The 21,451-nt window shown below is 60.6% G+C and carries 20 protein-coding genes; 14 read left to right on the forward strand and 6 right to left on the reverse strand.

Features of this window, described 5'->3' with window-relative positions; translation table 11 throughout:
- Nucleotides 1-38: 38 nt before the first annotated feature.
- The 4 genes from ACHPFG_RS05270 to gatC all read right to left on the reverse strand — a co-directional run bounded on the left by ACHPFG_RS05270 (nt 39) and on the right by gatC (nt 3,781).
- A complete protein-coding gene (locus ACHPFG_RS05270) occupies nt 39-410 on the reverse strand; it encodes a septal ring lytic transglycosylase RlpA family protein (RefSeq protein ID WP_027604830.1) in 372 nt (123 codons plus the stop codon).
- 159 nt (nt 411-569) lie between these two features.
- The gene (gatB, locus tag ACHPFG_RS05275) at nt 570-2,015 is read right to left on the reverse strand and encodes an Asp-tRNA(Asn)/Glu-tRNA(Gln) amidotransferase subunit GatB (protein WP_131698438.1); all 1,446 of its coding nucleotides are present in this window, start codon (nt 2,013-2,015) and stop codon (nt 570-572) included.
- Between the two features lie 10 nt (nt 2,016-2,025).
- On the reverse strand, nt 2,026-3,477 hold the full coding sequence (gene gatA / locus ACHPFG_RS05280; RefSeq protein WP_223012963.1) for an Asp-tRNA(Asn)/Glu-tRNA(Gln) amidotransferase subunit GatA: 1,452 nt from the start codon (nt 3,475-3,477) through the stop codon (nt 2,026-2,028).
- Nucleotides 3,478-3,493: 16 nt separating this feature from the next.
- Nucleotides 3,494-3,781: an Asp-tRNA(Asn)/Glu-tRNA(Gln) amidotransferase subunit GatC gene (gene gatC, locus ACHPFG_RS05285; protein WP_003171764.1), complete on the reverse strand. Its 288-nt coding sequence runs from the start codon at nt 3,779-3,781 to the stop codon at nt 3,494-3,496.
- 210 nt (nt 3,782-3,991) lie between these two features.
- On the opposite strand from gatC, the gene mreB reads away from it, so the two are divergent.
- From mreB to tldD, 8 genes are all read left to right on the forward strand, one after another.
- On the forward strand, nt 3,992-5,029 hold the full coding sequence (gene mreB / locus ACHPFG_RS05290) for a rod shape-determining protein MreB (protein WP_002555108.1): 1,038 nt from the start codon (nt 3,992-3,994) through the stop codon (nt 5,027-5,029).
- A gap of 138 nt (nt 5,030-5,167) precedes the next feature.
- Nucleotides 5,168-6,289, forward strand: coding sequence for a rod shape-determining protein MreC (mreC, locus tag ACHPFG_RS05295; RefSeq protein ID WP_145335341.1), 1,122 nt, complete (start codon nt 5,168-5,170; stop codon nt 6,287-6,289).
- Nucleotides 6,289-6,777: a rod shape-determining protein MreD gene (gene mreD, locus ACHPFG_RS05300; protein ID WP_027604826.1), complete on the forward strand. Its 489-nt coding sequence runs from the start codon at nt 6,289-6,291 to the stop codon at nt 6,775-6,777. Before mreC ends, mreD begins: the two co-directional genes overlap by 1 nt.
- Before the next feature lie 51 nt (nt 6,778-6,828).
- Nucleotides 6,829-7,425, forward strand: coding sequence for a Maf family protein (locus ACHPFG_RS05305; protein WP_431701765.1), 597 nt, complete (start codon nt 6,829-6,831; stop codon nt 7,423-7,425).
- Nucleotides 7,426-7,495: 70 nt separating this feature from the next.
- A complete protein-coding gene (rng, locus tag ACHPFG_RS05310) occupies nt 7,496-8,953 on the forward strand; it encodes a ribonuclease G (RefSeq protein WP_010213134.1) in 1,458 nt (485 codons plus the stop codon).
- Between the two features lie 76 nt (nt 8,954-9,029).
- A complete protein-coding gene (locus tag ACHPFG_RS05315) occupies nt 9,030-12,845 on the forward strand; it encodes a YhdP family protein (RefSeq protein ID WP_431701766.1) in 3,816 nt (1,271 codons plus the stop codon).
- 48 nt (nt 12,846-12,893) lie between these two features.
- Nucleotides 12,894-13,742: a carbon-nitrogen hydrolase family protein gene (locus tag ACHPFG_RS05320; protein ID WP_431701767.1), complete on the forward strand. Its 849-nt coding sequence runs from the start codon at nt 12,894-12,896 to the stop codon at nt 13,740-13,742.
- A 16-nt stretch (nt 13,743-13,758) separates the two neighbouring features.
- Nucleotides 13,759-15,201, forward strand: a complete 1,443-nt coding sequence (tldD, locus tag ACHPFG_RS05325) for a metalloprotease TldD (protein ID WP_431701768.1) — start codon at nt 13,759-13,761, stop codon at nt 15,199-15,201.
- Nucleotides 15,202-15,246: 45 nt separating this feature from the next.
- Here the strand turns inward: tldD and yjgA are convergent, their stop codons facing one another.
- Complete coding sequence (gene yjgA, locus ACHPFG_RS05330) at nt 15,247-15,768, reverse strand: ribosome biogenesis factor YjgA (RefSeq protein ID WP_017138246.1); 522 nt, start codon at nt 15,766-15,768, stop codon at nt 15,247-15,249.
- A 108-nt stretch (nt 15,769-15,876) separates the two neighbouring features.
- Here yjgA and pmbA point away from each other — a divergent pair, with 108 nt between their 5' ends.
- From pmbA to ACHPFG_RS05360, 6 genes are all read left to right on the forward strand, one after another.
- Entirely contained in the window at nt 15,877-17,223 is a 1,347-nt protein-coding gene (gene pmbA, locus ACHPFG_RS05335) for a metalloprotease PmbA (RefSeq protein WP_431701769.1), read from the forward strand.
- Nucleotides 17,224-17,370: 147 nt separating this feature from the next.
- Complete coding sequence (locus tag ACHPFG_RS05340) at nt 17,371-17,766, forward strand: FagA protein (protein ID WP_339541696.1); 396 nt, start codon at nt 17,371-17,373, stop codon at nt 17,764-17,766.
- Nucleotides 17,759-19,135 carry a class II fumarate hydratase gene (locus ACHPFG_RS05345; RefSeq protein ID WP_259242158.1) on the forward strand — a complete coding sequence of 459 codons (1,377 nt, stop codon included), beginning with the start codon at nt 17,759-17,761 and terminating at the stop codon, nt 19,133-19,135. The genes ACHPFG_RS05340 and ACHPFG_RS05345 overlap by 8 nt, the downstream gene beginning before the upstream one ends.
- 27 nt (nt 19,136-19,162) lie before the next feature.
- The gene (locus ACHPFG_RS05350) at nt 19,163-19,591 is read left to right on the forward strand and encodes a hypothetical protein (protein WP_431701770.1); all 429 of its coding nucleotides are present in this window, start codon (nt 19,163-19,165) and stop codon (nt 19,589-19,591) included.
- 1 nt (nt 19,592) lies between these two features.
- Complete coding sequence (locus tag ACHPFG_RS05355) at nt 19,593-20,204, forward strand: superoxide dismutase (protein WP_131698426.1); 612 nt, start codon at nt 19,593-19,595, stop codon at nt 20,202-20,204.
- A gap of 33 nt (nt 20,205-20,237) precedes the next feature.
- Nucleotides 20,238-21,131: a ZIP family metal transporter gene (locus tag ACHPFG_RS05360; RefSeq protein ID WP_431701771.1), complete on the forward strand. Its 894-nt coding sequence runs from the start codon at nt 20,238-20,240 to the stop codon at nt 21,129-21,131.
- Between the two features lie 36 nt (nt 21,132-21,167).
- Here ACHPFG_RS05360 and ACHPFG_RS05365 read toward each other — a convergent pair whose 3' ends face one another.
- On the reverse strand, nt 21,168-21,440 hold the full coding sequence (locus ACHPFG_RS05365) for an HPr family phosphocarrier protein (RefSeq protein WP_131698424.1): 273 nt from the start codon (nt 21,438-21,440) through the stop codon (nt 21,168-21,170).
- Between the last annotated feature and the right edge of the window lie 11 nt (nt 21,441-21,451).

The raw sequence follows: 21,451 nt of genomic DNA on the forward strand, positions 1-21,451 counted from the left end.
AGAGGGTGGTTAATCCGAAAATGGCCAGGGCTCCGTCTTCAGTTGCTCAGGGCTTGCACGCGAACGCGTGCGGTGCCGCTGCTCAGCATACCCAGTTGCTCGGCAGCCTTGCGTGATAGATCGATCAAGCGCCCACGGGTATGCGGGCCGCGATCGTTGATACGGACCACGACGGATTTGTCGTTGTCGAGATTGGTGACCTTGACCTGGGTGCCGAAGGGCAGTCGCCGGTGGGCAGCGGTCAGGGCGTTCTGGTTGAAGGGTTCACCGCTGGCGGTTTTTTTGCCATGGTGCCTGGCGCCGTAATAAGAGGCGGTGCCGGTTTCGTCGTAGCCGTTGGGGTCGATGAGGCCGCTGGCGCAGCCGGCCAGCAGTGAGAACAGGGCCCATAGACCTAATAGACGCTTCATTATCAAGGTGCCCCCATCACAAATGTGGGAGGGGGCTCGCCCCCGATAGTGGTGATTCAGTCAAAACAGTAGTGACTGATACTCCGCTATCGGGGGCAAGCCTCCTCCCACAGGGGGTCCGAGTTAAGCGTGAATTCTCACCCGGACCCTTCATCGCAATCAGCCTTCGAGCTTGCTTTTCAGCAGTTCGTTCACCTGTTGCGGGTTGGCCTTGCCTTTGGAGGCTTTCATCGCCTGGCCGACAAAGAAGCCGAACATCTTGCCGCGCTTGGCTTCGTCTGCCGCACGGTACTGTTCGACCTGCTCGGCGTTGGCCGCCAGCATTTCATCCAGCACGGCCGAGATAGCGCCGCTGTCGGTGACCTGCTTGAGACCGCGCTTGTCGATGATCTCGTCGGCGCTGCCTTCACCGTTGGCCATGGCTTCGAACACGGTCTTGGCGATTTTGCCGGAGATGGTGTTGTCCTTGATGCGCAGCAGCATGCCGCCCAGTTGCTCGGCGCTCACCGGGGCTTCGTCGATCTCCAGGCCCTGTTTGTTCAACAGGCTGCCCAGCTCGACCATCACCCAGTTGGCCGCCAGCTTGGCGTCACCGGCAATGCTCACGACTTTTTCGAAGTAGTCGGCTTGCTCACGGCTCGAAGCCAGCACGCTGGCATCGTAGACCGACAGGCCGAACTGCGCCTGGAAACGCTCGCGTTTTTGCGGCGGCAATTCCGGCAGGGTGGCGCGGATGTCATTGAGGAACGAATCCTCCAGCACTACCGGCAACAGGTCCGGATCGGGGAAGTAACGATAGTCGTTGGCTTCCTCTTTGCTGCGCATGGCGCGGGTTTCGTCTTTGTTCGGGTCGTACAGGCGCGTTTGCTGGATCACCTTGCCGCCGTCCTCGATCAGTTCGATCTGGCGACGCACTTCGGTGTTGATCGCTTTTTCGATGAAGCGGAACGAGTTGACGTTCTTGATCTCGCAGCGGGTGCCGTACTCGGCCTGGCCTTTTGGACGCACCGACACGTTGCAGTCGCAACGCAGCGAGCCTTCGGCCATGTTGCCGTCACAGATACCCAGGTAACGCACCAGCGCGTGGATCGTCTTGACGTAGGCCACGGCTTCCTTGGCGCTGCGCATGTCCGGCTCGGACACGATCTCCAGCAGCGGCGTGCCGGCACGGTTCAGGTCGATACCGGTGGCACCGTTGAATTCTTCGTGCAGGCTCTTGCCGGCGTCTTCTTCCAGGTGCGCACGGGTGACGCCGACACGCTTGATGGTGCCGTCTTCCAGCGGGATGTCCAGGTAGCCCTTGCCGACGATCGGCAATTCCATCTGGCTGATCTGGTAGCCCTTGGGCAGGTCCGGGTAGAAGTAGTTCTTGCGCGCGAACACGTTGTGCTGGCCGATCTCGGCGTCAATCGCCAGGCCGAACATCACTGCCATGCGCACGGCTTCCTGGTTCAACACCGGCAGTACGCCGGGCATGCCCAGGTCTACCAGGCTGGCCTGGGTGTTGGGCTCGGAGCCGAACGTGGTGGCGCTACCGGAGAAAATCTTCGATTGGGTGGCGAGCTGGGTATGAATCTCCAGCCCGATCACAACTTCCCATTGCATAGTGTTCTCCTCAGAAGCCGGTAGGGGTGCGAGTGTGCCAGTCGGTGTTCAACTGGTACTGGTGCGCCACATTGAGCAGGCGGCCTTCCTGGAAATACGGGGCGAGCAATTGCACGCCCACCGGCAGGCCATCGACGAAACCGGCAGGCATGGACAAGCCCGGCAGGCCCGCGAGGTTGGCGGTGATGGTGTAGAGGTCTTCCAGGTACTCGGCAATCGGGTCGCCGGTCTTGGCGCCGATCTTCCAGGCCGGGTTCGGCGTGGTTGGACCGAGGATCACGTCGACTTCTTCAAAGGCCGCCATGAAGTCGTTCTTGATCAGGCGACGGATTTTTTGCGCCTTGAGGTAGTACGCGTCGTAATAGCCGGCGGACAGGGCGTAGGCACCGACCATGATCCGGCGTTGAACTTCGGCACCGAAGCCTTCGCCACGGGAGCGTTTGTACAGGTCGGTCAGGTCCTTCGGGTTTTCGCAGCGGTAGCCGAAGCGCACGCCGTCGAAACGCGACAGGTTGGAGGACGCTTCCGCCGGCGCGATCACGTAGTAGGCAGGGATCGCGTGCTGGTTGTTCGGCAGGCTGATTTCCTTGATCACCGCGCCGAGCTTTTCCAGCTCTTTGACGCTGTTGTGCACCAATTCGGCAATGCGCGGGTCGAGACCGGCGCTGAAGTATTCCTTCGGCACACCGATGCGCAGGCCCTTGAGCGAAGTGTTGAGGCTGGCGCTGTAGTCCGGCACCGGTTCATCGATGCTGGTGGAGTCCTGCGTGTCGAAGCCTGCCATGCCTTGTAACAAAATCGCGCAGTCTTCGGCCGTGCGGGCCAGGGTGCCGCCCTGATCGAGGCTGGAGGCGTAGGCGATCATGCCCCAACGGGAAACGCGACCGTAGGTCGGCTTCAGGCCGGTGAGGTTGGTGAAGGCCGCCGGCTGGCGGATCGAGCCGCCGGTGTCGGTGGCCGTGGCGGCCGGCAGGAAGCGCGCGGCAACGGCCGCAGCCGAACCACCGGACGAACCGCCGGGCACGTGTTCCAGGTTCCAGGGGTTCTTCACCGCACCGTAGTAGCTCGACTCGTTGGCCGAACCCATGGCGAATTCGTCCATGTTGGTCTTGCCCAGGGTCACGGCCCCGGCAGCGGCCAACTTGGCGACCACGGTGGCGTCGTAGGGCGCCTTGAAGTTGTCGAGCATCTTCGAGCCGCAACTGGTGCGAATGCCCTGGGTGCAGAACAGATCCTTGTGGGCGATAGGTGCGCCCAGCAGGGCACCGTTTTCACCGTTGGCGCGGCGTACATCCGCAGCCTTGGCCTGGCTCAGGGCCAGCTCTTCGGTGAGGCTGATGAAGCTGTTGACTTTGGGATCCAGCTCGGCGATACGCGCAAGCAGGGTCTTGGTCAGCTCTTCGGAAGAAAACTTTTTGTCGGCGAGACCGCGGGCGATCTCGGCCAGAGTCATGTGATGCATTGCAGGCTCTTTCCCTTTAGTCGATGACTTTCGGAACCAGGTACAGGCCGTTTTCGACCGCTGGCGCGATGGACTGGTAGGCCTCGCGATTATTGCGCTCGGTCACGACGTCTGCGCGCAGGCGCTGGCTGGCTTCCAGCGGGTGAGCCAGGGGCTCGATGCCGTCGGTATTCACGGCCTGCATTTGGTCAACCAGCCCTAGAATGCTGTTCAGGGCTGCGGTGGTCTGTGGAAGATCGGCTTCATTCAGGCCAAGCGAGGCCAGATGAGCGATTTTTTCCACGTCGGAGCGTTCAAGCGCCATGGGAATCTCCAGTGGAAAACAGAACGGAGGCTGTCCGTGTGTTAGATTGTCGGAACACTACCGCATTTCTACGGTCTTACGGCCGCGATTGTGGGGGTTGGTGCACAGAAAGTCGGCCAATTTAGCACATTGGCGCCTTGCCCAAAATCCCTGTCGTTGTTAGAGTTTGCCGCACTTTTTTACCCACGCGTTGCCTAGGGTCCTTTCCCCATGTTCAAGAAACTGCGTGGCATGTTTTCCAGCGATCTTTCCATTGACCTGGGCACTGCCAACACCCTTATTTACGTGCGCGAGCGCGGTATCGTTCTGAATGAGCCATCGGTTGTGGCCATTCGGACCCATGGTAATCAGAAAAGTGTCGTTGCCGTCGGCACCGAGGCCAAGCGCATGCTCGGCCGAACACCAGGCAATATTGCTGCCATTCGTCCGATGAAGGACGGCGTGATCGCCGACTTCAGCGTCTGCGAGAAGATGCTGCAGTACTTCATCAACAAGGTTCACGAAAACAGTTTCCTGCAGCCCAGCCCTCGTGTGCTGATCTGCGTTCCGTGCAAATCCACCCAGGTGGAGCGTCGTGCCATCCGTGAATCGGCCCTTGGCGCCGGTGCCCGCGAAGTGTTCCTGATCGAAGAGCCGATGGCTGCTGCGATCGGTGCCGGCCTGCCGGTTGAAGAAGCGCGCGGTTCGATGGTGGTGGATATCGGTGGTGGTACCACTGAAATCGCCCTGATTTCCCTGAACGGTGTGGTGTATGCCGAATCCGTACGGGTAGGCGGCGACCGTTTCGACGAAGCGATCATCACTTATGTCCGTCGCAACTACGGCAGCCTGATCGGCGAATCCACCGCCGAGCGCATCAAGCAGGAAATCGGTACCGCTTACCCGGGCGGCGAAGTTCGCGAAGTCGATGTTCGCGGTCGCAACCTGGCCGAAGGCGTTCCACGTGCCTTCACCCTGAACTCCAATGAAGTGCTGGAAGCTCTGCAAGAGTCCCTGGCCACCATCGTTCAGGCTGTGAAGAGCGCCCTGGAGCAATCGCCGCCGGAACTGGCTTCCGACATCGCCGAGCGAGGCCTGGTGCTGACCGGTGGTGGCGCCCTGTTGCGCGACCTCGACAAGCTGCTGGCCCAGGAAACCGGCCTGCCGGTGATCGTCGCCGAAGACCCGCTGACCTGCGTTGCCCGTGGTGGCGGTCGTGCACTGGAAATGATGGATAAACACACCATGGACCTGCTCTCCAGCGAATAAGATCGTTGGTTGCACCATGTTTCGCCCGCAGGCAGCACTTTGCAGTGCTGCCTGTTGGCGTTTATCGTCTTCAATCTGCATCCAGGCCGGTTAGATGCCGTATGAATAAAGAGAACATTTGCCTGGGAGGAGCGGCTTATTAAACCGCTTTTCGCCAAAGGCCCCTCATTGGGCGTGCGCTTATTGGTGCTGGTCGTGCTTTCGGTCGCATTGATGGTGGTCGACGCCCGCTTTGCGCTGCTCAAGCCGGTGCGTAGCCAAATGTCGCTGGTGTTGATGCAGACCTACTGGATCACCGACCTGCCGCAACGTCTCTACCAGGGCGTGGCCAGCCAATTTGGCAGCCGCACCGAGCTGGTTGCCGAGAACGAAAAACTCAAGACCGAAAACCTGCTGTTGCAGGGGCGCATGCAAAAGCTGGCGGCCCTCACCGAGCAGAACGTTCGGCTGCGCGAGTTGCTCAACTCTTCCGCGTTGGTCAACGAGAAGGTCGAAGTCGCCGAGTTGATCGGCATGGACCCCAACCCCTTTACCCATCGCATCATCATCAACAAGGGTGAGCGCGACGGTGTGGTGCTTGGTCAGCCGGTACTGGATGCTCGGGGACTGATGGGGCAGGTCGTAGAGTTGATGCCCTACACCTCGCGGGTCCTGTTGCTGACGGACACCACCCACAGCATTCCGGTGCAGGTCAACCGTAACGGCTTGCGCGCGATTGCCAGCGGTACCGGTAACCCCGAGCGCCTGGAATTGCGTCACGTCGCGGACACGGCCGACATCAAGGAAGGCGACCTGCTGGTCAGCTCCGGCCTGGGCCAGCGGTTCCCGGCGGGTTACCCGGTGGCAACGGTCAAGGAGGTGATCCACGACTCCGGCCAGCCATTCGCCATTGTGCGCGCCGTGCCCACTGCCGCCCTGAACCGCAGCCGCTACCTGCTGCTGGTGTTCAGCGACAACCGTACCCCGGAAGAGCGTGCCAACGACGCCGCCCAGGCCCAGGAAGCGGAAGACAAGAAGAACGGCACTGCGCCGATCATTCCTGCGACCGTGCCCAAGCCTCAGTCGACTACCCCCGTTGTACCGGCGGCAACTCCGGCAGCTACGGCGCCTGTGGCCACACCGGTCAAGCCTGCAGCCCATAGTGCGCACCCGGTGAAACCGACTGCTGCGAAACCACCTGCCACCACACCTGCCACCACGACGCCTGCTGCGAAGCCTCCAGCCGCCGCCCCGGCAACCACACGGCAGAGGGAGGAATAATGGCCGGTACCCATTCGAGCAATGGCTGGATCGTCTGGCTGACATTCGCCATCGGCTTGCTGCTCAGCGTTTCGCCGCTGCCGCAATTCATGGAGATCCTGCGTCCGCTGTGGCTGGCATTGCTGCTGGCATTCTGGTCGCTGAACCTGCCGCATAAAGTGGGCATGGTTACGGCCATGTTCCTGGGCTTGGCGGAAGATGTGCTGTATGGCACCTTGCTGGGCCAGAACGCGTTGATCCTGACCCTGATCACCTTCCTGGTACTGTCGTTGCAGCAGCGCCTGCGGATGTTCCCGATGTGGCAGCAATGCCTGGTGATCCTGGTGATCTTCGGCCTGGCGCAGTTGGTACAGCTGTGGCTCAGTGCCTTGACCGGTAACCGCCAGCCAACCCTGGCGCTCGTGTTACCGGCCCTGGTCAGTGCGCTGCTGTGGCCGTGGATCAGTTTTGGCCTGCGCGGGTTACGTCGCCGCTATAAAATCAATTGAATGGATTGCGAGGCTCTGCCTGGTTATCGAACCCCACAGGGAGAGTCTGCAATGAATTCGCTTTATCTGGCCTCGGGCTCCCCGAGGCGGCGTGAACTGCTGACCCAGATCGGTGTGCCTTTCACTGTGGTCAGCGCCGCGATCGATGAAACTCCCTTTACCAATGAATCGGCTGTTGCCTACGTTGAGCGTCTTGCGCGCGGCAAGGCGGCGGCGGGATTTGCTGCGCTTGGGGAAGAGCCAGGTGCTTGCGTGCTGGGCGCCGATACGGCGGTGGTTGTGGACGGCCAGATCCTTGGCAAGCCTGTGGACCAGGCCGATGCCCTGGCGATGTTGATGGCCTTGGCGGGGCGTGAGCATGAAGTCCTCACCGCCATCGCGCTCACTGATGGCCTGCGCTGTGAAACCCGATGTGTCAGTAGTCGTGTACTTTTTCGTGGGATTTCTGTCGAGGAGGCTACAACCTACTGGCACAGCGGCGAACCCCAGGACAAGGCGGGCGGCTATGCTATTCAAGGGCTTGGGTCGGTGTTTGTGGCCGGGCTCAATGGCAGCTATTCCGCCGTGGTAGGCCTGCCGGTGTGCGAAACCGCGCAACTGCTGGCCCAATTCGGCATACCCTGTTGGCAAAACCTTACCGTGCGCTGAGCGCGTGACGTCAGCGCCCAGCCTTAAGCGATCGGTCACTATTGTGAAAACGCCTGAACGAGACCCAGCCATGAGTGAAGAGATTCTGATCAATATCACGCCGATGGAATCGCGCGTGGCGGTGGTAGAGAACGGTGTTCTGCAAGAAGTGCATGTCGAGCGCACCCAGAAACGCGGGATCGTCGGCAATATCTACAAGGGCAAGGTGGTACGGGTGTTGCCGGGCATGCAGGCGGCATTTGTCGACATCGGCCTGGACCGGGCGGCGTTTATCCACGCCTCGGAGATCTCCCTGCGCGAAGGGCCGGCAGTGGAAAGCATCAGTGCCTTGGTGCATGAGGGGCAGAGCCTGGTGGTGCAAGTCACCAAGGACCCCATCGGTTCCAAGGGCGCGCGGCTGACGACTCAGCTGTCGATTCCTTCGCGCTACCTGGTTTACATGCCGCGCACCGCCCATGTCGGCATTTCCCTGAAGATTGAAGATGAAGCCGAGCGCGAGCGCCTGAAAAAGGTGGTCAGCGACTGCGTGGCCGCCGAAGGTATCAAGGAAGCGGGTGGTTTTATCCTGCGCACCGCTGCCGAGGGCGCAGGCGCTGACGAAATTCTCATGGACATTCGCTACCTGCGGCGCCTGTGGGACCAGATCGGCGCACAGATAAAGACCATCGGCGCGCCGAGCGTGATCTACGAAGACCTGGGCTTGGCCCTGCGCACATTGCGCGACCTGGTCAGCCCCAAGATTGAGAAAATTCGCATCGACTCGCGGGAAACCTTCCAGCGCACCACGCAATTTGTTGCCGAGCTGATGCCGGAAATTGCCGATCGCCTGGAGCACTACCCTGGCGAACGGCCGATCTTCGACCTGTATGGCGTCGAGGACGAAATCCAGAAAGCCTTGGAGCGCAAGGTGCCGCTTAAGTCCGGCGGTTACCTGGTGGTGGACCCGGCGGAAGCCATGACCACCATCGACGTCAACACCGGTGCGTTCGTTGGCCATCGCAACCTTGAAGAGACCATCTTCAAGACCAATCTCGAAGCGGCAACGGCCATTGCTCGCCAACTGCGCCTGCGTAACCTGGGCGGTATCATCATCATCGACTTCATCGACATGGAAGATGAAGAGCACCAGCGCCAGGTGCTGCGCACCCTTGAAAAGCAGCTGGAGCGCGATCACGCCAAGACCAATATCATCGGCATCACTGAGCTGGGCCTGGTGCAGATGACCCGCAAGCGCACCCGCGAGAGCCTGGAGCAGGTGCTGTGCGAGCCGTGCAGCAGTTGCCAGGGCCGCGGCAAGTTGAAAACCCCGGAAACGGTTTGCTACGAGATTTTCCGGGAAATCCTGCGAGAGGCGCGGGCCTATCAGGCCGAAGGTTATAGAGTGTTGGCCAACCAGAAAGTGGTTGACCGCCTGCTGGATGAAGAGTCCGGTAACGTGGCTGAACTGGAGGGTTTTATCGGGCGTACGATTCGCTTCCAGGTCGAAACCATGTATTCACAGGAACAATACGACGTGGTGCTGCTCTGATCCTCATTCGTTTTCTTTTTACGAGACTTGCAGACCTTGAGCTGCCGTTCGCCTACTGCCTTGAGGGTCGCCTGACATGGAGCGTCTGATACGCTTTTTTGCCGCTTTGACCCGTTGGGGCCTTGGGCTGTGCGCCTTGCTGCTGGTGTTGGCGGCGGTGTATGTGAGCCTGGGGCGTGAATTGACCCCGCTGGTGGCCGAATACCGCGCGGAAATCGAAGCCAAGGCCCAGGCTGCGGTGGACATGCCTGTGCACATCGGCAGCCTTGAAGGCCGTTGGAGCGGCTTCGCGCCCATGTTGCTGGCCCACGACGTGATGGTCGGCGAGGGCAGCAATGCCTTGCGCCTGGATCAGGTCGAAGTGGTGCCGGATATATGGGCGAGCCTGATGGCGCGCGAAGTGCGTATTGCGCACCTGGAAGTCAGTGGCCTGCAACTGAGCGCCAAGGAAGACAAGGACGGCCATTGGGCCCTGCAAGGCTTGCCGATGCAGGATGACCAGCCGCTGGACCCGGAGCAGTTGCTCAAGCGCATGCAGATGGTCAAGCGCGTGTCGCTGCTCGACAGCCAGGTCACCCTGCAACCGTTCGACCAGGCGCCGCTGACCCTGACGTATGTGGGCCTGAGCCTGCACACGGGCGTCACCCGCCAGCGCCTGGACGCTCGCCTGACCTTGCCCGACGGCCAGCCCCTTGCCCTGAGCCTGCGCAGTCGCATTCGCGCGAGCCAGTGGAAGGACGCTGAAGTCGAGGCCTACCTGAGCCTGCCCCAAAGCGACTGGGCCAAGTGGATTCCCGCCAGGCTGACCCAGCAGTGGAAACTCACGCAGTTCAAGGCCGGTGGTGAATTCTGGCTGAGCTGGGGTAAGGGCACTGTGCAAAGTGCGGTAGTGCGCCTCAACTCGCCGCAAGTGAAGGGCAGCTACGCCGAGCGCAAGCCGGTCCATGTCGAAAACCTTGCACTTACGGCCTATTTGCAACGCAGTGATACCGGCTTGAAGGTGTTGTTTGATTCCCTGGCGATGAGCCTGGGCGAGACCCGATGGGAATCGCGCCTGCAATTGCAGCAGACACTGGCTACCGACAAGGCTCAGGAAGCCTGGAAGCTGCAGGCTGACCGCCTCGACCTGACCCCCATCACACCGTTGCTCAACGCCCTGGCGCCGCTGCCGGAAGGTGTCGCCAAGACCGTCGAGCATCTGAAGGCCACCGGCCTGCTGCGTAATGTGCTGGTGGATTTCCGTCCTCAAGACACTACCGATCAAAAAGTCAGCTTTGCCGCCAACCTGGAGCGGGTCGGGTTTGACGCCTACTTCGGTGCGCCGGCCGCGCGCAACGTTTCCGGCAGTATCAGCGGCGACCTGGGCCAAGGCGAGTTGCGCATGGACAGCAAGGATTTTTCCCTGCACCTCGATCCGATCTTCGCCAAGCCCTGGCAGTATCTCCAGGCCAATGCACGTCTGACGTGGAAGCTGGATAAAGAAGGCTTCACCCTGATCGCCCCGTATATCAAGGTGCTGGGGGAAGAAGGCAAGATCGCCGCCGATTTCCTGATTCGCCTGCATTTCGACCACAGCCAGGAAGACTATATGGACCTGCGGGTCGGTATGGTCGATGGCGATGGACGCTTTACCCCTAAATACCTGCCCGCCGTGCTGAGCCCCGCGTTGGATGAGTGGCTGCGCACGGCGATTCTCAAGGGCGCGGTGGATCAGGGGTTCTTCCAGTACCAGGGGTCGCTGAACCACGACGCGTTGCCGGCCGCGCGCAATATCAGCCTGTTCTTCAAGGTGCATGACGCCGAGTTGGCTTTCCAGCCGGGCTGGCCCCATGTGAACAAGGTCAATGGTGAAGTGTTTGTTGAAGAGACCGGCGTGCGCATCCTGGCCAGCAAGGGGCAGTTGCTCGACACCAAGGTCAAGGACGTCTACGTCAATATTCCCCACGCGCCGTCCGGTAAGGAAAGTCATCTGTTGCTTACCGGTGGTTTTGCCGGTGGCCTGGGTGATGGGCTGAAGATCCTCCAGGAAGCGCCCATTGGCACGGCATCCACTTTCGCCGGCTGGAAAGGCGAAGGAGACCTGCAAGGCACGCTGGATCTGGACGTTCCGCTGGTCAAGGGTATCGAGCCCAGGATCGTGGTGGATTTCCAGACTGATAAGGCGCGCCTGCAATTGGCGGAGCCGCCCCTGGACCTGACGCAGCTCAAGGGCAGTTTCCGCTTCGACAGCGCCAAGGGCCTGAGCGGCGAAAAGATTACAGCCCAGGCATTTGACCGGCCGATCACCGCGCAGATCTTTGCCGATGGCAAGCCGGGCAATATCAGTACCCGTGTCGCCGCCAGGGGGCAGGTGACGGTCAAGCGCTTGACGGATTGGTTGAAAGTCAGCCAGCCGTTGCCGGTGTCCGGTGATATTTCGTATCAGTTGCAGCTCAACCTGGACGGGGCCGACAGCCAACTGATGGTCAGCTCCAATCTCAAGGGCGTTGCGGTGGATTTGCCTGCGCCGTTCGGCATGCCGGCCAGCCAGGGACGTGACAGCGTATTCCGCATGACTTTGCAGGGGGCTGAGCGCCGCTACTGGTTCGATTATGGTGAGTTGGCCAACTTCACCTTTGCCGCGCCGCCAGACAAACTCAATGACGGCCGTGGCGAGTTGTTCCTTGGCGATGGTGATGCCGTACTGCCAGGCGCCAAGGGTTTGCGCATCCGCGGCGTGCTCTCGGAACTGGATATCGATCCATGGAAAAAGCTGGTGAACCAGTATGCTGGCAATGACCCTGGTGGCAGTGCCAAACAACTGCTGAGCGGTGCCGAATTCAAGATTGGCAAGCTCACCGGTCTGGGTACCCAGTTCGATCAGGTCAACCTGCTGCTGGATCGCAAGTCCGCTGCCTGGGGCTTACAGTTCGACAGCCAGCAGGCCAAGGGGGCCGTGAACCTGCCGGATGCCAAGGGCGCGCCGATTGCGGTCAACCTGCAATACGTGAAGCTGCCGGCGGTGGACCCGACGGTACAGGCTGATGAAAATGCACCGGACCCGTTGGCCAGTATTGATCCCAAGGATATTCCCGCGCTGGATATTGCCATTGACCAGCTGTTTCAGGGGCCGGACCTGATTGGCGCCTGGTCGCTCAAGATCCGACCAACTGCCAAGGGTCTGGCGTTCAATACGCTGGACCTGGGCCTCAAGGGCATGCAACTCAAGGGCGCCGGCGGATGGGAAGGGGCTCCGGGTGACAGCAGCAGCTGGTACAAGGGCCGCCTGGATGGCAAGAACATCGCCGACGTACTCAAAGGCTGGGGCTATGCGCCCACGGTCACCAGCGAGGACTTCCACCTGGATGTGGATGGACGTTGGCCGGGTTCGCCGGCCTGGGTCGGGCCAAAGCGTTTTTCCGGTAGCCTGGATGCGGCGTTCCGTAAAGGTCAGTTTGTCGAGGTGGAAGGTGGCGCCCAGGCGCTGCGGGTATTCGGCCTGCTCAACTTCAACTCCATCGGGCGCCGCCTGCGCCTGGACTTCTCCGACCTGCTGGGCAAGGGCTTGAGTTATGACCGGGTCAAGGGGCAATTGGTCGCCAGCAATGGCGTGTTCGTGACGCGCGAGCCGATCACCATGACCGGCCCGTCGAGCAACCTGGAGCTCAATGGCACCCTGGACCTGGTGGCTGATCGTGTCGATGCCAAGTTGCTGGTGACGTTGCCGGTGACCAACAACCTGCCGATTGCCGCGCTGATCGTGGGCGCGCCGGCGATTGGTGGCGCACTGTTCCTGATCGACAAGCTGATCGGTGACCGTGTTTCGCGCTTCGCCAGCGTGCAATACAAGGTGGAAGGCCCATGGAAGGATCCAAAAATCACCTTCGACAAGCCCTTTGAAAAACCAAACTGAGAGCCTGTGGAGTAGCATGGCCCCATGCCTTTTACGGAGTATCGGCCCATGTCCTTTGCGGTAATTCAAATGGTCAGTCAGAGCGATGTGCTGGCCAACCTAGTCCAGGCCCGGCGCTTACTGGAACAAGCGGCGGCCGGCGGTGCGAAGCTGGCGGTGCTGCCGGAAAACTTTGCCGCCATGGGCCGCCGCGACGCCGCGGATATTGGCCGCGCCGAGGCACTGGGCGAAGGTCCGATCCTGCCGTGGTTGAAACAGACCGCCCGTGACCTCACCTTATGGATAGTGGCTGGCACATTACCGTTGCCGCCCAAGGACCATCCACACGCCAAGCCCAACGCCTGCTCGCTGCTGATTGATGATCGCGGCGAAGTCGTTGCCCGTTACGACAAGCTGCATTTGTTCGATGTGGATGTGGCGGACGCCCGGGGTCGCTATCGGGAATCCGATGACTATGCTTTTGGAAGCAATGTGGTGGTGGCGGATACGCCGGTTGGCCGTTTGGGCCTGACGGTCTGTTACGACCTGCGCTTCCCTGAGTTGTACAGCGAGCTACGCGCAGCGGGGGCTGAATTGATCACCGCACCCTCGGCCTTTACCGCCGTCACGGGCGCTGCCCACTGGGACGTGCTGATTCGTGCGCGGGCCATCGAGACCCAGTGTTACCTGCTGGCGGCCGCCCAGGGCGGCGTGCATCCAGGGCCGCGGGAAACCTATGGTCACGCGGCGATCGTCGACCCATGGGGCCAGGTGCTGACACAACAGGGTCAAGGCGAAGCGGTGTTGCTGGCCGAACGCGATAGCAGTGAACAGGCGTCGATACGGGCGCGCATGCCGGTGGTGAACCATCGGCGCTTTTTCTCGCAGGGCGCACAGCGACCTGCTTCAGAACGATGAATTTAAGGCCAAACCTATGAGCGAGTTGTTGTCCTCAGTCAGTGAACACCTCCTGGCGCCCGGTGGCGTGACCATCGAAAGCTTGCAAACCGTGCTTGGCGACCTGGCCGGGCCAGGCATCGATGCCGCCGACCTGTATTTCCAGGGGCAGATCTCCGAGTCCTGGTCCCTCGAAGACGGAATCGTCAAGGAGGGCAGTTTCAATCTTGACCAAGGTGTAGGCGTACGCGCGCAATCCGGTGAAAAGACCGGTTTCGCCTACAGTAACGCGATCACTCTGGAAGCCTTGGGCTTGGCGGCGCGTGCTGCGCGTTCGATCTCCCGTGCGGGCCAAAATGGCACCGTGCAGGCGTTCAGTACCCAGGACGTGGCGCAGTTGTATGCCCCGGACAATCCCTTGGAAGTGATCAGCCGCGCGGAAAAGGTCGAGCTGCTCAAGCGTGTCGACGCCGCCACCCGCGCCCTGGACCCGCGTATCCAGCAAGTCTCCGTGAGCATGGCTGGTGTGTGGGAACGCATCCTGGTGGCGTCCACCGACGGGGGCCTGGCGGCGGACGTGCGGCCGCTGGTGCGTTTCAATGTCAGCGTGATCGTCGAGCAGAACGGCCGCCGTGAGCGTGGCGGCCATGGCGGCGGCGGGCGTACCGACTACCGTTACTTCCTCACCGACGACCGTGCCATGGGCTATGCCCGTGAGGCTTTGCGCCAGGCGTTGGTGAACCTTGAAGCCATTCCGGCGCCGGCCGGCACGTTGCCGGTGGTGTTGGGCTCGGGCTGGTCCGGCGTATTGCTGCACGAGGCCGTGGGCCATGGCCTGGAAGGCGACTTCAACCGCAAAGGCAGCTCCGCCTACAGCGGGCGCATGGGCGAGATGGTTGCGTCCAAGCTCTGCACCATTGTCGATGATGGCACCCTGGCCGGTCGCCGTGGCTCGCTGAGTGTCGATGATGAAGGCACGCCAACCGAATGCACCACCTTGATTGAAAACGGTGTGCTCAAGGGCTACATGCAGGACAAGCTCAATGCCCGTCTGATGGGCGTGGCGCGCACCGGTAATGGCCGTCGCGAATCTTATGCCCACCTGCCGATGCCACGCATGACCAACACCTACATGCTCGGTGGCGAAAGCGACCCGGCGGAGATCATCGCCTCGGTGAAGCGCGGTATCTACTGCGCCAACCTCGGCGGCGGCCAGGTGGATATCACCAGCGGCAAGTTCGTGTTCTCCACCAGCGAGGCGTACCTGATCGAAGACGGCAAGATTACCGCGCCAGTCAAAGGGGCAACGTTGATTGGCAATGGCCCTGAAGCCATGAGCAAGGTGTCGATGGTCGGCAACGACCTGGCCCTGGACAGTGGTGTGGGCATGTGCGGGAAAGATGGGCAGTCGGTGCCGGTAGGGGTCGGCCAGCCAACGCTGAAAATTGATGCGATCACCGTGGGTGGCACGGGGTCATAAGGGGTGGAGCTTCGGGTGGCGAAGATCGCCACCCGGGGAAGGGCATCAACGCAGGCCGCGTTGAGTCTCGTCCAGCTCACGGATGTATTTGAAGATTTTACGGCTGGTGGCCGGCGCCTTGTTATGCGCCTGCTCGTGCTGGGCCTGACGGATCAGGGAGCGCAGTTGCTGGCGGTCCGCATCCGGGTAATCCAGCACGAATTTCTCCAGCACCGCGTCATCGCCCGAGATCAGGCGGTCACGCCAACGTTCCAGGTTATGGAAACGTTCGTTGTACTGGCGAGTGGAGGCATCGGTTTGATCAAGCAAGGCGAGAATGGCGTCAGTGTCCTGATCGCGCATCAGCTTGCCGATAAACATGATGTGCCGTTTACGCGCGATATTCGCGGTGTGCTTGGGCGCGTCCGCAAGCGCCCGGCGCATTTCGTCGGTCAGTGGCAGTTTTGCAATCAAGTCTTTCTTGAGCGTTGTAAGGCGCTCGCCCAGGTCAACCAGAGCATGCAGCTCACGTTTGACCTGGGTTTTGCTTTTCTCCCCATCGAGGGAGTCGTCGTAAGAATCAACCATGGTGGCAGTCCGCAAAGAAACGCCGCCATGATAACCAGTCGGGGGCCGCTTGTCCGGCCCGGTCGCTCGATGGCCTTAACCGAAAGCAGAATTTGAGTGGAGAAAACCATGAGTGCAGCCCAAAGCGTCGGTCCGCAAGCGTTACCGGCCCTGCAGGAACAAGTCGAGCAGATCCTTGCCGAGGCCAAGCGCCAGGGGGCCAGTGCCTGTGAAGTGGCGGTGTCGCTGGAGCAAGGGTTGTCGACCTCGGTGCGCCAGCGTGAAGTGGAAACCGTTGAATTCAACCGTGACCAGGGATTTGGCATCACCTTGTACGTGGGGCAACGCAAAGGTTCGGCCAGTACGTCGGCCAGCGGACCGGAGGCAATACGCGAAACGGTTGCCGCCGCATTGGCGATTGCCCAGCACACCTCCGAGGATGAAAGCTCGGGCTTGGCCGATAAGGCGCTGATGGCCAAGGACTTGAAGGATTTCGATCTGTTCCATGCCTGGGATATCACGCCCGAGCGGGCCATCGAGCTGGCGCTGACCTGTGAAGCGGCAGCGTTCGATGCCGATACCCGCATCAAGAACGCCGATGGCACCACATTGAACACTCACCAGGGCTGTCGCGTATACGGCAACAGCCACGGGTTTATCGGCGGGTATGCGTCCACTCGCCATAGTTTGAGCTGCGTGATGATCGCCGAGGCCAATGGCCAGATGCAGCGTGATTACTGGTACGACGTAAGTCGTCAGGGTGAATTGCTGGCAGACCCGGTCAGCATTGGTCAACGTGCCGCACAACGTGCCGCGAGCCGCCTGGGCGCGCGCCCGGTGCCGACGTGTGAAGTGCCTGTACTGTTTTCGGCGGAGCTGGCAGGCGGTTTGTTTGGCAGTTTCCTGGGGGCCATTTCTGGCGGCAATCTGTATCGCAAGTCTTCGTTCCTTGAAGGGGCGATCGGCCAGACATTGTTTCCCGAGTGGCTGACCATCGATGAGCGTCCGCACTTGATGCGTGCCATGGGCAGTTCGGCGTTCGACGGGGACGGCCTGGCCACGTATGCCAAGCCGTTCGTCGAAAACGGTGAGCTGGTGTCTTACGTACTCGGCACCTATTCAGGCCGCAAACTCGGCCTGCCAAGCACTGCCAACGCCGGCGGCGTGCATAACCTGTTCGTGACCCATGGCGACGAAGACCAGGCGGCGCTGTTGCGTCGCATGGGACGTGGCCTTTTGGTGACCGAATTGATGGGCCATGGCCTGAATATGGTCACTGGGGATTATTCACGTGGCGCGGCGGGTTTCTGGGTGGAAAACGGTGAGATTCAGTTTCCCGTCCAGGAAGTGACCATCGCCGGCAATATGCGCGATATGTTCAAGCAGATCGTTGCCGTGGGGAATGACCTGGAGCTGCGCAGCAATATTCGCACAGGCTCGGTGCTGATCGAGCGGATGACCGTCGCAGGCAGTTAATCCCGCTACAGCTTCACAAAAAGGCGCGCCTTCTTACGGATGGCGCGCCTTTTTTGTGGGCGTGTTTCAGGAGGTTTGAGGTGTCGCTCTTGTTTTGATTCTCAATATCATTTAATAATAAATATCATTACCGGATGAGTGTGGATCATGAGTTCTGTCCTGCATGAGGATCCTTACCTGGAAAGCTGGCGCTGGATGAGTCGCCAGATTCGCTGTGGTCTGGATCCCAATGAACCTCGCCTGATCGAACATTACCTCAACGAGGGCCGATACCTGGCGTGTTGTACCGCGACCCATCCGTGGACCATCGCTGAAACCTCATTCCGCCTGCTGATCGACACCGCCAGCGATATTGCACTGCCGTGGCATTGGCGCTCCGTTTGCCTTGACCAGGCCTGGCGCCCATTACGCGACCTGGAAAAACTCTCTCACTGTGCCTGCCGCCTCAAGCGCTGGCAGACCTTTGCCTGGCAATTGGCGACCTGCGAATTGCTGCCATCAATCTCTCACTCCGACTTGGTGCAAGGATCTAACGATGAGTAACACCCGTATCGAACGCGACAGCATGGGCGAACTGCAAGTCCCCGCCGAGGCCTTGTACGGTGCGCAAACCCAGCGCGCGGTGAACAACTTTCCGATCAGCCACCAACGCATGCCGGCGCAGTTCATTCGCGCACTGATCCTGGCCAAGGCGGCGGCTGCCAAGGTCAACGTCGACCTCAAGCAGATCAGTGAAGGGCAGGGCAAAGCCATCGTCGATGCCGCCCAAGGCTTGCTCGAAGGCGATTATATGCAGCACTTCCCTGTGGATATCTTCCAGACCGGTTCCGGCACCAGTTCGAACATGAACGCCAACGAAGTGATTGCGACGCTCGCCAGCCGTTTGCTTGGCGAAGCGGTCAATCCCAACGATCATGTGAACTGTGGCCAAAGCAGCAACGACATCATTCCGACCACCATCCACGTCAGTGCTGCGCTGGTGCTGCACGAGCAAACGCTGCCGGCCTTGCAGCATCTGGTACAAGTGATCGAGCAGAAAGCCGAAGAGGTTCACCCGTTCATCAAGACCGGCCGTACTCATCTGATGGATGCCATGCCCGTGCGCATGAGCCAAGTGCTCAATGGCTGGGCGCAGCAACTCAAGGCCAATATCGGTCACCTGCAGGACTTGTTGCCGGCCCTGCAGGCTCTCGCCCAGGGCGGTACCGCTGTGGGCACCGGGATCAACGCACATCCGGAGTTTTCGGCACGTTTCAGCCAACAGCTGAGCAGCCTGACCGGCGTGAAATTCACTCCCGGCAAGAACCTGTTCGCGCTGATCGGCTCCCAGGACACTGCCGTCGCCGTCTCCGGCCAGTTGAAGGCCACCGCCGTATCGCTGATGAAAATCGCCAACGACCTGCGCTGGATGAACTCCGGCCCGCTGGCCGGCCTGGGGGAGATCGAACTGGAAGGCCTCCAGCCGGGGTCCTCGATCATGCCAGGCAAGGTCAATCCGGTGATTCCGGAAGCCACGGCCATGGTGGCTGCACAAGTCATCGGCAATGACACGGTGATTACCGTTGCCGGCCAATCCGGCAACTTCGAATTGAATGTAATGCTGCCGATCATTGCCCAGAACCTGCTCAGCAGCCTCGAATTGTTGGCCAACGCCAGCCGCCTGCTGGCGGACAAGGCCATCGCCAGCTTCAAGGTCAACGAAGCCAAGCTCAAGGAAGCGTTGTCGCGCAACCCGATCCTGGTCACTGCACTCAACCCGATCATTGGTTACCAAAAGGCCGCCGAGATTGCCAAGAAGGCTTATCAGCAAGGCCGTCCGGTGATTGAGGTAGCCCTTGAACACACCGACCTGCCCCGTAACCAACTGGAAGTCCTGTTGGATCCGGAAAAACTCACGGCTGGCGGCGTGTAATCACCGACCCTGCTTTGGAGGCTCACCATGGAGCACTGGAAACGCACGATCGAACGCGCCAATCACTGCTTTATGCAGGGCGAGTTGGTTGACGCTCGCGAGGCCTATCTGCAAGCCCTGGCCCTGGCTCAAGTGCTGTTCGAACGCTGGGCGAATGCCGACGAAGCAGTCGCGGCTTATGTCATTTCCCATCACAACCTGGCAGACCTGCACCTGCGCCTGAATCAGCCCGAGGAAAGTGCCGAATACCTCTGCGCTATTCACCAGCGCTTGCTGCAGGCCATACAGGACGTGCGCCTGAGCCCGCAGCTGCGCGAAGCGGCCCTGCGCCAGAGCAGCAAGACTTACGTCGAACTGTTGAATTTCATCAGCGATCACGGTGAGTACCCGCGCACCCATCGCTTACTGGGCGGTGCTGCGGTGCAGCCGACCACGTCTCAATACGGAGCACATTGATATGACCTACACCTTGCCTGCCTTGCCCTATGCCTACGATGCCCTGGAACCGCATATCGATGCGCAAACCATGGAGATTCACTACACCAAGCACCACCAGACCTACATCAATAACCTCAATGCTGCGGTCGAGGGCACCGAATTTGCGGGCTGGCCTGTAGAGAAACTGGTGTCCAGCGTGCAGCAGCTGCCGGAAAAACTGCGTGCGGCCGTCATCAACCAAGGCGGCGGCCACGCTAACCACTCACTGTTCTGGGCAGTGATGTCACCTAAAGGTGGCGGCAAGCCCGACGGTGCGTTGGGAAAAGCTGTTGAAGAACAGCTCGGCGGTTTCGACAGTTTCAAGGAGGCCTTCACCAAAGCCGCCTTGACCCGTTTCGGCAGCGGCTGGGCCTGGCTGAGCGTCACCCCGCAAAAGATGCTGATAGTGGAAAGCAGCGGCAATCAGGACAGCCCACTGATGAATGGCAATACGCCGATCCTCGGCCTGGACGTCTGGGAGCATGCTTATTACCTGCGGTACCAGAACCGTCGTCCTGAATACATCAATGCCTTCTACAGTGTTATTAACTGGCCGGAAGTTGCCGCACGCTATCAGGCCGCGTTGGCCTGACATTCACTTCGATAACAAGATCTAAGGCCGACTATGGGCACTGAAACACTGGCGATCAGCAGCGTGCGAATGTTTCGTTATGCGTTTGGCTCGCTGCTGCTATTGGCAGGTACTGCATTGCTGGTGGCTCACGGGCTGGCCTGGCTGGATCTGGAGCCGCGCATCATGCGCGCCTTGCAGGGCGGGGCGATTTGCGCGCTTGGCACGGCGCTGGGGGCGGTTCCGGTCTTGGTGATTCGGCGGATGCCGCTGGCGTTGAGCGATACCTTGTTGGGCTTCGGTGCTGGCGTGATGCTGGCGGCGACCGCCTTTTCGCTGGTCGTACCGGGTATTGCCGCTGCCGAAACCCTTGGCCTTTCGCCCTGGGGCGCAGGGGGGCTTATCAGCTTCGGCATCATGCTGGGGGCATTCGGTTTGTACCTGGTGGACCGCAAGGTCTCCGGCGCCAGCCCGGAGATTTTGGTGGGCACGCCGGATAAACCGGTGATTCCACCGCGCATCTGGCTGTTCGTGTTTGCCATCATCGCCCACAACATCCCCGAAGGCATGGCGGTTGGCGTCTCAGCCGGCGGCGGCATGCCGGATGCCGACAGTCTGGCCATGGGCATTGCTTTGCAGGATGTGCCCGAAGGTTTGGTCATTGCGCTGGTTTTGGCTGGGGCAGGGATGTCGCGGGTCAAGGCATTCCTGATCGGCGCCGCGTCAGGCTTGGTGGAACCGGTGTTCGCCGTGCTTTGCGCCTGGCTGGTGACCCTGGCCGAGGTGCTGTTGCCGTTGGGCCTGGCGCTGGCCGCTGGCGCGATGTTGTTGGTGGTCACCCACGAAGTGATCCCGGAGTCGCGCCGCAATGGTCACGAAAAGCTTGCGAGCCTGGGGTTGTGCATCGGGTTCTGCTTGATGATGGTGATGGATACCGCCTTGGGGTGAAGCCTCTAGCTTCACACCCGCCTCAACGGGTGAGTTTTACTCACCCTCATCAAAGAAGTTGTTGATCAGCGCCACCAGGGCGTCCATTGCTTCCTGCTCTTGCTCGCCCTCGGTGCTCAGATGAATCTTGGTGCCCTTGCCGGCCGCCAACATCATCATCGCCATGATGCTTTTGCCATCGACCATGCTCTCCGGTGTGCGCCCGGCGCGGACCTGGCAAGGGAACTGCCCGGCAATACCAACGAATTTGGCCGAGGCGCGGGCATGCAGGCCCAGCTTGTTGATGATTTCAATTTCCAGAGCGGGCATCGCGGGGGTGT

The organism is Pseudomonas sp. BR20 (assembly GCF_050780135.1).
Lineage (GTDB): Bacteria > Pseudomonadota > Gammaproteobacteria > Pseudomonadales > Pseudomonadaceae > Aquipseudomonas.